12 protein-coding genes are annotated in these 13,066 nt (G+C 54.9%); 2 read left to right on the plus strand and 10 right to left on the minus strand.

Annotated features, from left to right (window positions below; translation table 11 throughout):
* From aroB to B145_RS0123325, 8 genes are all read right to left on the minus strand, one after another.
* Positions 1–1,080 (minus strand): 3-dehydroquinate synthase, encoded by a 1,080-nt coding sequence (gene aroB, locus B145_RS0123280; RefSeq protein WP_018610632.1) that lies wholly within the window; start codon positions 1,078–1,080, stop codon positions 1–3.
* Positions 1,062–1,604: a shikimate kinase gene (locus tag B145_RS0123285; protein WP_281167678.1), complete on the minus strand. Its 543-nt coding sequence runs from the start codon at positions 1,602–1,604 to the stop codon at positions 1,062–1,064. The genes aroB and B145_RS0123285 overlap by 19 nt, the downstream gene beginning before the upstream one ends.
* 39 nt (positions 1,605–1,643) lie before the next feature.
* Entirely contained in the window at positions 1,644–3,389 is a 1,746-nt protein-coding gene (locus B145_RS28360) for a beta strand repeat-containing protein (RefSeq protein ID WP_169558569.1), read from the minus strand.
* A gap of 852 nt (positions 3,390–4,241) precedes the next feature.
* Positions 4,242–6,392 (minus strand): type IV pilus secretin PilQ, encoded by a 2,151-nt coding sequence (locus B145_RS0123305; RefSeq protein WP_018610641.1) that lies wholly within the window; start codon positions 6,390–6,392, stop codon positions 4,242–4,244.
* The gene (locus tag B145_RS0123310; RefSeq protein ID WP_018610643.1) at positions 6,389–6,913 is read right to left on the minus strand and encodes a pilus assembly protein PilP; all 525 of its coding nucleotides are present in this window, start codon (positions 6,911–6,913) and stop codon (positions 6,389–6,391) included. The genes B145_RS0123305 and B145_RS0123310 overlap by 4 nt, the downstream gene beginning before the upstream one ends.
* Positions 6,914–6,933: 20 nt before the next feature.
* Positions 6,934–7,608: a type IV pilus inner membrane component PilO gene (locus B145_RS0123315; RefSeq protein WP_018610645.1), complete on the minus strand. Its 675-nt coding sequence runs from the start codon at positions 7,606–7,608 to the stop codon at positions 6,934–6,936.
* Positions 7,605–8,216 carry a PilN domain-containing protein gene (locus tag B145_RS0123320; protein WP_018610647.1) on the minus strand — a complete coding sequence of 204 codons (612 nt, stop codon included), beginning with the start codon at positions 8,214–8,216 and terminating at the stop codon, positions 7,605–7,607. The genes B145_RS0123315 and B145_RS0123320 overlap by 4 nt, the downstream gene beginning before the upstream one ends.
* Entirely contained in the window at positions 8,213–9,289 is a 1,077-nt protein-coding gene (locus B145_RS0123325) for a pilus assembly protein PilM (RefSeq protein WP_018610649.1), read from the minus strand. Before B145_RS0123325 ends, B145_RS0123320 begins: the two co-directional genes overlap by 4 nt.
* 260 nt (positions 9,290–9,549) lie before the next feature.
* Here B145_RS0123325 and B145_RS26835 point away from each other — a divergent pair, with 260 nt between their 5' ends.
* On the plus strand, positions 9,550–11,853 hold the full coding sequence (locus B145_RS26835) for a penicillin-binding protein 1A (protein WP_018610651.1): 2,304 nt from the start codon (positions 9,550–9,552) through the stop codon (positions 11,851–11,853).
* Between the two features lie 69 nt (positions 11,854–11,922).
* Here B145_RS26835 and cyaY read toward each other — a convergent pair whose 3' ends face one another.
* Positions 11,923–12,252 carry an iron donor protein CyaY gene (gene cyaY, locus B145_RS0123335; RefSeq protein WP_018610653.1) on the minus strand — a complete coding sequence of 110 codons (330 nt, stop codon included), beginning with the start codon at positions 12,250–12,252 and terminating at the stop codon, positions 11,923–11,925.
* 81 nt (positions 12,253–12,333) lie between these two features.
* Between cyaY and lptM the strand changes: the two genes are divergently transcribed.
* Positions 12,334–12,477 carry an LPS translocon maturation chaperone LptM gene (gene lptM, locus B145_RS29425; protein WP_245541908.1) on the plus strand — a complete coding sequence of 48 codons (144 nt, stop codon included), beginning with the start codon at positions 12,334–12,336 and terminating at the stop codon, positions 12,475–12,477.
* Positions 12,478–12,487: 10 nt separating this feature from the next.
* On the opposite strand, the gene B145_RS0123340 is transcribed toward lptM, so the two are convergent.
* Positions 12,488–12,943 carry a copper chaperone PCu(A)C domain-containing protein gene (locus tag B145_RS0123340; RefSeq protein WP_157288601.1) on the minus strand — a complete coding sequence of 152 codons (456 nt, stop codon included), beginning with the start codon at positions 12,941–12,943 and terminating at the stop codon, positions 12,488–12,490.
* Positions 12,944–13,066 lie beyond the last annotated feature (123 nt).

Below are 13,066 nucleotides of genomic sequence, written 5' to 3' on the forward strand. Positions count from 1 at the left end.
TCAGCAACAGGTTTCGATAGCCGCGATGATATCCTTCTGCGGCGCAGAATCGTGAATGATGGCTTTGCCCAGAGCTTGCAGCAGAATCAGGCGCAGCTTGCCATCAGCCACCTTTTTGTCATGCTGCATCAATTCTAGGTAGCGCTCAACACCAAGCTTGGCACCCACCACAGGCAAGCCCGCACGTTCAAAGATGCGACGCACGCGCGCCACATCCGCCGCGGTCAGCATCCCTAAGCGGGCAGACAGCTCAGCGGCCATGATTGTCCCGGTCGCCACAGCTTCACCGTGCAGCCAGACACCGTAGCCCAAGCCCGTTTCAATTGCGTGACCAAAGGTATGGCCCAGGTTCAGCGTGGCACGTTCCCCCTGCTCGGTTTCATCCGCCACCACAACCTCTGCCTTGTTGATGCAACTGCGCTCAACTGCGTAGGCCAGCGCCTCGGCGTCGTAAGCGAGCAAAGCCTCCATGTGGGCTTCCAGCCAAACCAGGAATTCCGGGTCACGAATCAGGCCGTATTTGATGACTTCGGCCAAACCCGCTTTCAACTCACGCTCTGGCAGGGTTTTCAGACTGTCAATGTCCGCCAGCACCAGACGGGGCTGATAGAAAGCCCCGATCATGTTCTTGCCCAGCGGATGATTGATCGCCGTCTTGCCGCCAACCGAGGAATCGACCTGAGACAAAAGCGTGGTCGGAATCTGTATGAAAGGCACACCCCGTTGGTAGCTCGCCGCAGCAAAACCGGTCATGTCGCCAATCACGCCACCGCCGAGTGCAACAAGCGTGGTCGAGCGATCGCAATGAGCCGTCAGCAGGCCATCAAAAATCATGTTGAGGGTCAGCCAATCCTTGTGGGCCTCACCATCCGGCAGAATGATCTCGGTAACCGCCACCCCTGCAGCACGCAGGCTCTCCGCAAAGGAGTTCAGCAAAAGCGGGGCGACCACATCGTTGGTGACAATCGCTACACGCGGACGTTTCAGGAAAGGAGTCAACAAACTGGCCTGACTCAGCAGACCTGTACCGATATGAATGGGGTAGGCACGCTCCGCGAGCGCTACCTGGACTGTGCGCATTGTCGCTCCCATGCTTGAAGAATGCGGTTGACCGCACCATTGGAATTGCAGCGGGCGCCATCGACGATGAAATGTGCGGTTTCACGATACAGTGGATCACGCTGGGCGCGCAGCTCATTGAGCTTGGCCAGCGGATCTTCCACCCGCAGCAAAGGGCGGTTAGAGTCATGCCGGGTCCGCTCGAACAGGATATGGGTCGGCACATCCAAATACACCACCCATCCGGTGTTACGCAGCACTTCCCGATTGGCAGAGTCCAAAACCACGCCGCCACCGGTTGCCAGCACAACCCCGGCGCCCTCGGCGCCCAACTCGGCAATTGTCTGAGCCTCGCGGCGACGGAATCCCGCCTCGCCTTCCAGCTCAAAGATGACGGGAATCCTGACCCCGGTCCGATGTTCGATCTCGTGGTCAGAATCAAAAAAAACGCGCCCCATGCGTCGGGCAAGAAGCCGACCAATCGTCGTCTTGCCCGAGCCCATGAGGCCGATTAGATAGATGTTGTTTTTACTTGGCGCAGTCACCCTGCGATTGTAGCAGAGTGACTGCCCTAGCCACTATGGCTAGTTCGTGTTACCGCACCCAGAGGCGACGCCATATGGCGATACTTGGAAGGACGGTGAACTAGTTGTCGAGCTGACTTCAGACGCAAGTACCGGCAGCATGAACTTGGATGAGCCTACGCCCGTGAGCCCCAGCACAGTGGTTGTAGCAAAGACGTTTACATCCACCCAACTAGCATAGTTGCGTGGGTACTTGACATAGAACGTTGCAGCACCAGTACCATCCGTTGTCACCACAACAGAAGGCGAAGCCGTTGCACTCGTGCTAGCCATCACCAGTGCAACCCCATTGGGATCGTAGTGGCCGTTACCATTCACATCACCCAACTCAGTACCGGTAATTGCGCCGTCATTGTTTTGATCTTCTGCCGGGCAATACTGGTTCTGCACACGAGACCAAGCGGATGTACCTAGAACCCAGTTACCCTTATAGAACCCGGTCCCCAACAACGAGATGGTAACCTTCTGGTTCTTCACAGGAGAGCTGTTGCTGTCTGACACCGCGACACTGAATGTCTTGATGTAATAGATGCTGTCCGCAGACAAATCCAGAAGATTGTTGGTCCCCAGCACGATATTCACAGCCAGACCAGACACCGTCAGCGTGGTGGTGGTCGAAACACTGGAATACCCCAGAACGGATGCACCAACAGTCACCGCACTGTTGCCGGAAGATGAGCTATCTGCCGTGAAGGTGGTGCTTGCCGTGCCACTGCTATCCGTTGTAGCCGTTGTCGGGCTCACCTGACCACCGGAAGTGGTAGTAAAGACAACCGTCTTGCCTTCCACGGGATTACCGGCAGAATCCCTCACCAGTGCGGTCAAGGTACTTGTTCCATTCACGGAAACCGTGGTCGGAGTACCTTGCAAGGTGATGGTTGCAGGCGTTGTTGAAACGAAATTCACAGGAAGCGAAGTGGTTGCAATCGAGGTTTGCCCATCAGCCAACAAGGCAGAGGCGGTAACCGTTGCACTCCCTGTGCTTGAAGACTTCACCCAGACAGTCGTAGCGGTCGAATATGCAGGCGTTACCTGGCTTGGAGAATCCGTACAACCTGCCACCGTGTGCAGAGCACCGCGCGTGACCGTGAAGTTCACAAACGAAGGTGTTGTCGTAAAACCGCCACCATTCACCGTGATCGCCTGGCAAGTGTTAATAGCGATATTGCTTGAAGAAAGTGCGGTAAACGAGAAGCTGACACTACTGACGGTCACCGTCTTGCTCGTCGATGCCCCAAGCGCGGAAGCGGTGATGGTGTCCGTGCCGCCCTTGGATGCTGTGTAACTGACAGTTGCCGACCCAGTGGAGTCCGTCACCACAGAAGAAGAAATCGGGTTGCCCAGCGCAGACGACAAAGCCACTGTCACTCCGGAAATCGGGCTGTTTGCCGCATCTTTCAAAGCAACGGTGAAGGAGGTCGTGGCGCCTACAATTGCCGAGGAGACCCCGTTCAGTGCAACCGCAGTCCCGGTCACATCAACCGTGGTAGTGCTTTGTGCAGTACCGGATGCTGCAGTAATTGTTACCGTGCGATTGGACTTATCCGAATTGGTGCTGAAAGTAACGGTAGCAGAACCCGAGGTGTCCGTTGTCGCAGAACTGGCAGAGAGCGTCCCTGAAGTAGCCGCGAATGTCACAGTCTGGCCAGACAAACCACCATTGCTGGAATCTTTGACTACAGCCGTCACAGTTACAGTGCTTGATCCGCTGGTCGTCAGGCTCGGAGACGAAACCGAAAGAGTCACGTTTGACGCAGAGGTTCCTCCCGATGAAGATGAAGACGACGAGCTTGAAGACGAACTCGAACTACACGTCGTAGCCAAGCAAGACGTGCCCCCGCCTCCGCCACCTCCGCATGCGACCAAAGTGGCGCATGCAGCTGCTGCCGCAAGCACTTTCAAATATTGCAACATATCAACCCCCGCAATCCAATGTAATGAACAAACCAAGCCCCAATTGCTTACAGCCCATGGTGCCAGAGGCACCAATCGTTCTACTGCACGGCAGCAACATGAAAGAGCAATCGGCTCTTCTCACAAAAACAGCCCATTTTTCTTCATCCGCCAAGTGGAGCATCCAAGGCGGACAGAATGCTTAGACACAGACAGAGGTGTATTCCCTGCCGTGCCTTCCTCAAATACAACCGAAATAAAACCATTTCAGTCGCTCAGGGTTGGCGCCTGACATCAAAATACATCTAGGCGCGTTAAATTTCAGTATAAAAGTATATGCCAATCCGTACACAAATTCACTGAACATTACCTGAAAAAGAGGTTGTTTATCCGCTTGGTGATGTGATGCAAGCGACAGTTATCCACAACTGTTTTCTAAAAACACCTACGCTACAAAACAAAAAAGGCCGACATGTCGGCCAATTTCATTATTGAGCGTCTCGATAAGCTCAACGTTAATTGTGATGCTGACGTCAACAACGCCAAAGAACCTTCACTTTCGGGTTCTTTTCGAACAAGAACAAAACAGCATATATCCCTGCTGTGTGCATCGTTACAAAACAAAACCCACACACTTGGAACACGCCCCAAGTGTGTGGTCATGGATATGAATCAAGGGCCCGCGCGGCCCTTGTTTTTACCTTCTCAGCGAACCAGATTTTGATCAGTAATGATCCGAGGCGTCAGGAATACCAGCAATTCTGTCTTGTTATCCACCTTGGTGTTCTTACGGAACAGGTAACCCAGGTAAGGGATATCACCCAGCAGGGGCACCTTGTCAGTGGTGTCAGACGTGTCTTGCTGGAAGATCCCCCCAATTACCACAGTACCGCCATTGTCCACCAGCACTTTAGTCATCACGTGCTTGGTATCGATCGGCACGCCTGAAGAGGTGGCATTGGTATAGTTGGGTTTGTCCTTGTTTACATCCACAGTCATGTAGACACGTCCATCCGGCGTAATCTGTGGCGTTACTTTAAGGGACAGCATGGCCTTCTTGAAGGACACCGTCGTGGCACCTGAACTGGAGGCGGAGGTATATGCCAACTCAGTACCGGACTCAATCAAGGCTTCAGCTTGGTCGGAGGTCATAACCTTCGGCCGGGAAACCACCTTGCCACGACCATCGGTTTCCAGCGCACTGACTTCCATATCCAGGAAGCGAGTTGCAGCACTGTTCCACAGCACGAAAGAAGTGGAGAACGGCGATGCGGTATTGGACGATTCCGCAGCAAAGTGAGTCAATTGTGAATTGACCGTAGTCGCCTTGGTATCGGTCAGCCCAGCATAATACATACTGGAATCAAGACTGCCCCCGAAATTCAGTCGGCCGGTTCCTGCGCTCGTGCTACCTGCTTTGCCACCCACGCCAAGCTTCACACCAATCGATTTCTGGAAGTTATCGGAGGCCTCCACGATCTGGGCTTCAATCAGGACCTGACGGACAGGAATGTCGATTTCGGTCAGCACCCGGCGCATGTCATCCAGGCGGGCAGCAACGTCAGTCATGATGAGCTTGTTGGAACGCTCGTCCATGATGATGGAGCCACGCTTAGACAGCACCGTTTGGGATTTGTCCTTATCCTTCAGGATGCCGTCATAAATCGCCTTGGCGCTGTGGTAATTGACTTGGAAGGTTTCGGTACGTAGCGGCTCCAGATCGGTGATCTGAGTCTTGGCTTCCAGATCAGCCTTTTCACGCGAGGCCAATTCGTCTTTGGGCGCAATCCAGATCACATTGCCGTTTTTGCGCATGTCCAGCCCCTTGGCCTGGAGAATGATTTCCAAAGCCTGATCCCAGGGGACATCCTTCAAGCGCAGGGTCAGAGAACCTGTCACTGAATCGCTGGTAATGATGTTGAAGTTGGTAAAGTCAGAAATAACCTGCAGCACCGAACGCACATCGATATTCTGGAAGTTCAGCGAGAGCTTTTCGCCTGCATATTTGGCAGTACGTCCATTCCCTTGCACCAGCTTGCGCGGATCTTCCTGAATCGGTTTGACTTCCACCACGAACTGGGTATCGGTCTGGTAGGCGTTATGTTCCCACAAGCCTGTCGGGGTCACCACCATGCGCACCATGTTGCCTTGTTGCGTGGTCACAACGTTGGAGACAGGTGTACCAAAGTCAGTCACATCCAGGCTCTTACGCAGATTTTCCGGCAAAGAGGTTTTCAGGAATTCAATCACCAGGTTTTGGCCTTGTTGGCGGATGTCGATCCCCGTATTGGAGTCAGACATATCCACCACTACACGGCCTGCACCATCCTTACCACGACGGAAGCCGATATCACGAATGGCGTGCACTTCCGGCCCGCCCTTCTGTTCTGCAAAACGTGCCGTGGTGGTGGCTTCAGGAGACTTAGAAACCACGGGGGAGAAGGTGATCGATACTTCACGCCCTTCCACCTTGGTCTCATAGGTTAGTGGGCGCAGCAGGTTGATCACCAGGCGTGTGCGGTCTGCCACCTGTACCACGTTGGCACTGCGCACATCACCTTCATTGATGGATTGGGCGCTCTTCCCCAGGGCATTGGCAGTCCCCGGAAAATCGATTGCCACCCGCGCAGGGTTGGAAACACTGAAGCTCCCCAATTGCCCTTCCAGGGGTTGCCGGAGCGTGACTTTGACGACCACGTTCCCGCCCGCCGCAGAGGACTGGATAGATTCAATGGCATTACGTGCAGAATCTGCCGCAACAGCCGCAGGAGTGGGGCTCCCTACCGCTGCAATGGCCGAATGCAGGCCGACAATAGCGCACACCAAGGGTGCAACGACACGCAATACGATGCTCATTTCTTCGCCTCCGGCTCCTGCAACTGAATTGTGCTTTCGCGCCCGACCCAATCGCCATTGGCGTCTTCGATGAGTTCCTTGAGCACGACTTCTGTTTCGCTAATCTTGGTCACCAACCCAAAATTCTGCCCCATGTAATTCCCTGCTTTAACCTGGTAGATCGTCTTATCTGCCTGAATCAAGGCGACAGGGCGTCCATTCATCATCATTTGACCCACCATTCTGAGTGACTCCAGCGGATAGGCCTCCAGAGGCTCCCTACGCCGATTCGGGTCCGGTGCATTGGCACCACGTGCACCCGGTCGTTTTTCTGGCTCCAGCCTGGATGCCTGGAATGGATCAACCAGCGCTGCTGCATCGTAATCAACGGATGGAAAGGTCTCCAGCTTTGGCAAAGGCATGAGCTTGGGGCGCATGTCTTTAGCCTGATCAGCCATCCAGTTCTTCAAATCTTCATGCTCTTCGCCGGAGCACCCCAACAACAGGAGCCCGATCCCAAGCATCAGCCACACCTTACGCATTTTGGTATCTCCGAGCCATATCACTGCTTGTTGGCATTTTTGTTGGATTTTTCTCTTCGTTGTTTGGCCACTTCCTCTTCATCAAGGTAACGGTAGGTCACGGCTGTCACAGCCATCTTCAAACCGTTGTCCTTGTTCATGGAAACAGACAAATCCCGAAGGGTCACAATGCGCGGCAATTTGGCAATATCTGCGGCAAATTGCCCGAAATCGTGATAGCTCCCCGTCAATTCGACCGCAATCGGCAGTTCTGCATAGAAATCCTTGACCATTTCCTGCCCAGGCTTCCAAAGTTCAAACTGCAAGCCATGACCACGGCCAGCCTGGTTGATATCAACCAACAAGGCTTCCATTTGCGAGCGGTTGGGCAACTGCTTGAGCAAGGCGCCGAACTGGTGATCGATTTCATCCAGTTGCTTTTTGTATTCGGCAAGATTGACAGCCTGCTTTTTCTTGTCGAGCCACTCATCCTTGAGCTTTTGCTCTTCAGCATGGCGGGCGTCCAGAGCATCCAACTGGTCTTTCCAGCTCAACCACCATGATCCAAGCAGGCAAACCAGCAGCAGGACAATCAATACCACAACCTTCGGAGCCATCGGCCAGACACCCGGATCATTGGGGTCCATCTGCCGGAAATCATCCACCAACCGGTTGAAGGAAAAACCGGCGGCGCCAGGAACTGCGGTCTTTTTCATTTGCTTGCCACCCCTGCCGACTGTTGGCTCGACGGAGCCTTTGCTGCGCCCGACTGCTCGGCCACTGGAGCCCGTTCTATGGACATGTTCAGACTGAAGTCTCCCACCGTACGCTTGTTGTATGTCGTTGTCTTGATGACATCAAGCTTGGGATTCTCAAGAACCGGGGATGCGTCCAGGTTCCGCATCAATTGCGAAACGCGGGCGTTTGACTGCGAATAGCCGGTGAAATTGATGATCATGCCGGTCTGCTTGATTCCGCGCAACTGCACCCCTTCCGGCATCTGCTTGGCCAACTCATTGAACAGAGTCACCGTTTCAGTGCGGTTGGATTGCAGCTCTTCAATCACCTTTTTGCGCGACAGCAGCGCCTGCATCTGCTCCTTCATGCGCTTGATTTCGGCAATATCCTTATCCAGCGTGGCAATCTCGCTCTTCAGGTAGTTGTTGGAACCTTCCTGTCTCTGAATCGCGCCATCAATCAACTGGTAGACCACAAACCAGATGACCGCCGCGATGATCACGACCAAGCCGATCATGGAGTAGAACTGTTGCCGCCGATTTTTTCTTGCCTGCTCGCGGTGCGGCAGTAGGTTGATGCTAATCATGCGTCAAATCTCCGCAAAGCCAATCCACACGCCAACATAAGTGCTGGAGCATCCGTTGCGAGGCTCTTGGGCCGTACCTTCTGCGACAAGGCCATCCCGGCAAAGGGGTTTGCCACTTCGGTGGTCACCTGGGTACGGCTCGACACGATTTGATCGACGCCTGGGATGACCGCGCAGCCGCCTGACAGCACGATGTGATCCACCTGATTGAACTGGGTGGAGGTAAAGAAAAACTGCAGCGCGCGTGAAACCTCAAGCCCCACGCTATCCATGAACGGGCGCAACAGATCGTGTTCAAAGTTTTCCGGCAGGCTGTTGGAACGCTTGGCAGCTTCCGCCTCTTCAAAACTCATCCCATAGTTGCGGGCGATATCCTGGGTCAGCAGGTTGCCGCCAAAAGCCTGTTCGCGGGAATACACGACATTCTGGTCACGCAGGATGGTGACTTTCATCATCTGGGCGCCAATGTCGACCATCGCAATGACTTTGCCCTTACCTGCTTCTGGCAAACGACTCTGGATCAGATTGAACGCAGCCAGCGAGGCAAACGATTCCACATCCATCACCAACGCCTTCAGCCCTGCCGCCTCGGCCGCAGCCACGCGATCTTCAACCTTTTCCTTGCGGGAAGCGGCAATCAGCACTTCGACCTCTTCTTCGCTGCCAGGGGCATAGCCCAGCACCTGGAAATCGAGGTTCACTTCGTCAATGGCGAACGGAATGTACTGGTTGGCTTCAGACTCCACCTGCACTTCCATCTCCACCTCGCGCAAACCGGCAGGCAGGAAGATCTTTTTGGTGATCACCGAAGGAGCGGGCAACGCGAGCGCAACCTGACGCGTTCCGGAACCTAATCGCTTCCACGCACGTCTAATGGCATCCGCAACAGCCTCAAGGCTGGAGATGTTGCCATCGGTTACCGCGTCACGCGGCAAAGGCTCAATTGCGTAGCGCTCCAGCCTGTATTGCTTGGAGCTCGCTTCCGACAGTTCAACCAACTTAACAGCAGAGGATGATATATCCAGACCAATCAAGGCCTTAGACCCCCCTCCCAGCAACGAAGATATATCCATAACTTGATGCAATCCTTTAAATATCGTTTAAAATCCGATAGTTGGACGCTTTTACGACAATTTACTTTAAATCCTAGCAGTAACCTACTGTGTAAGTAAAGCTGGCTCTTAAAATCGGCGCCGAACGGCAGCCCAAGTGTTCGTTTTATGCCAAGAGTCGGAATGCTTTCCGTTTCCGCCCTTCTATCTAATATGATTGACGCGGCAGACAATCAAGTAATAATCCGTCTCACACGCACCGAAACAACTTATTACATCCCATGCGCACCCGCCCATTGTTACTCAGCCTACTGTTCGTTGGCACTTTGCTCGTTCTAGGCGCCGCATCCATCGCTGTTGCCGCAGCCTTTGCCTGGCCCAAGCTGCCATCGCTCGATGCACTGACCGACTACAAGCCCCGAATCCCCTTGCGGGTGTATACCGCAGACGGCGCCTTGATCGGTGAATTTGGCGAAGAACGTCGAACCTACATCGCCATCAACGATGTACCAGAAAAACTCAAACAAGCGATCGTCTCAGCCGAGGATGATCGCTTCTTCGAACATTCCGGCGTCGACTTTAGCGGTTTGATCCGCGCCACGCTGCTGAACCTGATAGGCGGTAGCAAGCGCCAAGGCGGCAGCACCATCACCATGCAGGTGGCACGCAATTTCTACCTCAGTCGTGAAAAAACAATCAGCCGCAAACTCTACGAAATTCTGCTTGCCCTCAAGATCGAACATAACCTGAGCAAAGAGAAGATTCTTGAGGTCTACATCAACCAGATCTACCTGGGCCAACGCGCATATGGCTTTGCCAATGCGGCACAAACCTACTTCGGGCGCGAGGTATCCCAGCTTAGCGTAGCCGAATATGCAATGCTCGCAGGCCTGCCCAAGGCGCCATCTGCCTACAACCCGGTTACCAACCTGCCCCGCGCCACCTTGCGACAGCATTACGTGTTGCGCCGTATGCGGGATCTGAACTATCTGGATGAAGAGACCTATCAACAGGCCCTGTCCACACCTATGCGCTTGGCAATCGGCAGGAACGCCCAGGCTAGCGCTGTCGCCATGCCACATGCTGAATATGTAGCCGAAATGGCCCGCCAAATGGCCTATGACCAGTTCAAGGAGGAGGCCTACACGCGTGGCATCAAGGTGATCACCACCATCGTCAAGGCAGACCAACAGGCTGCTTACGAAGCTTTACGCAAAAACATCCTGTCTTACGAGCAGCGCCATGCCTATCGTGGCCCGGAAGACTATGTGGACCTGAGCAATATTGAGTCCAACAAGGATGAAGCTTTGGAAGAAATGATCGATGCCTATCCCGATCTGGATGAGATGAAGCCCGGCATCGTGTTGCAAGCCTCTCGCCAGCTCGTCAAGGTCTACATGCGTGGCGGGGAACTCGTCGATCTATCCGGAGACTCGCTACGCTTCCCCGGCCCAATGCTCTCCGACAATGCTCCGCAACAAAAACGCATTCGTCCTGGGGCGATCATCCGCCTGGTAAAAGGCAGCAAGAACTGGCTGGTCACTCAGCCCCCCGAAGTAGAAGGCGCCTTTGTATCGCTGGACCCTCGTGATGGTTCAATCCATTCCCTGGTCGGCGGTTTTGACTACAACCGCAACAAATTCAATCATGTGACTCAGGCCTGGCGCCAGGCGGGCTCCAGCTTCAAGCCCTTCATCTATTCCGCAGCCATCGACAAAGGCTATACACCCGGCAGCGTCTTCCAGGATGCGCCCTTGAATTTCTCGTCAGAGGAAACCGGGGGACGAGACTGGAACCCACAGAACTACGACAACCGCTATGAAGGCCCGATGAGCCTGCGCACAGCGCTCGCAAAATCCAAGAACGTGGTGGCCATTCGCGTACTCCAGGCCATTGGCGTGCGCTACGCACAGGACTATGTCACCAGCCGTTTCGGCTTTGACCCGGCCAAGAACCCACCCTACCTGACCTTGGCGCTGGGTGCGGGCTCTGTTACCCCCTGGCAGATGGCATCGGCTTATGCCATTTTTGCCAATGGTGGTTATCGTATCCAGCCCTATCTGGTCAAGGAAATGCAGGATTCCTCAGGCCACGTCCTCGCCCGCGTCACCCCCTCCGTGGCAGGCCAGCAGGCCGAACGGGTGATTGACCCCCGTAACGATTATCTGATGGACATGATGATGAAAGACGTGGTCCGTCGTGGTACGGCAGCCAAGGCGATGAGCCTGGGGCGTAGCGACCTGGCGGGCAAGACGGGGACGACCAACGAATATGTCGACGCCTGGTTCTGCGGCTACCAGCCCACCCTGGTCGGAGTCTCCTGGATCGGCTTTGACCAACCCAAGAAACTCGGCTCAGGCGAAACTGGTGGGTTGCTTGCGCTGCCGATGTGGATCGACTATATGCGCGTCGCATTGAAGGGGGTGCCCGAGCAGTTCATGAGTCCTCCCAGCGGTCTGGTCAAGGTCCAACCCACCATTGAGAAGGAAGGGGATGACTTTATCTACGAGGAGCATATGCCAGCCCCTCCAGCCGCTGACGCTCCCGAACCAGACCCCGCTGCACAAAGCGAGCCGACCACCTGAGGCTGTCATACGCAAAGAGCCTGATCGGTCCCTCGATCAGGCTCTTTTTTCAGATCCCCAACAACACAATCAGAATACGACCAGTTCCCCATCTGACAGGGTACGCAGTACATGAGTCAATACTGCGCGCAAATCCTGGCCATCCCGTGTATCAATCCAGCGCCCGCCTTCCGGGCGGAAATGATGGGCGCCCGTGCGCGCAGCGAGCCAGATTTCCTGCATGGCGGCATGCTGGTTGATCACCACTTTGGCGCCATCCTCCAGCTCGACTTCCAGAATGCCCCCGGCACTCATCTGTACATCGCAATCCGCATCAGCGCGGGTAATCGCCGCCTCAATCGCGGCCTCGATTGCGGCCAATTCGGCCTGCGCCAACTGGCTGAACTTACTCTCATCCATCCTGCTCTCCGTTGCATATCAATCATGCCTGCGCCTGTTCTGCGCTAAACTTCGGGGTTCAATTATCGATCCATCGGCCCCATGCGAATCCTGACACTACTCTGCTGCGCTCTGATCCTGTCTGCCTGCGGCATCAAAGGTGCGCTGATCATGCCTCCCCCCTCCGCAAGCGGCACCACACAAGCGCCACCTGCCAATGGGGTGGGAAGCAGCACGCCAAACTGAACAGGCAGCCCTACCTGTTCCCCTCATAGAAGGGTTTGACCACGGCATCGACTGTGGCTGTCGAGCGGACATGCCCAGCCGCCTCAAGCTCCAGCACCACCGCGATATGTTCGCCCGCCACAAGCGGGCGTCTCAACCCTGCCAACATCAAGTAATGGGTCACCGGCGTCAGGTAATTCTTTTCCTTCGCCACCAGCCGGATCTCCTCCACCTTGTGCGGGCGCATCGGCCCACTATCAGCCACCAGCATCTCCACCAGATCGACACGTTCCGCTACGTCAGCACGCGCCCCGACGATCAACTGTGGCACAGGGGAAACAATGTTCAAGAAAACGCCACTGCTTTTTTGATGACCGACTGGCGCCCTCACCCAAGCCTCCGTAATCGTCAGTTCCGCGCCCCACGCCGAAGCGCTCCCCACCATCCACCCTAGCAGCCACAGGCACCACACGCTTCTGCAATTCATCGTCTCATCCCGCACAAAAGCCAGATCCACTCAACAATCTGGTAAATACTTCGATTATCACATCAAAGCCCCTGCATGAGCAGGCAGCCGTGCAGACTTGAACAGACCCCGGGGCAAACAAGC

It is taken from the genome of Uliginosibacterium gangwonense DSM 18521, from assembly GCF_000373965.1.
Classification (GTDB): domain Bacteria; phylum Pseudomonadota; class Gammaproteobacteria; order Burkholderiales; family Rhodocyclaceae; genus Uliginosibacterium; species Uliginosibacterium gangwonense.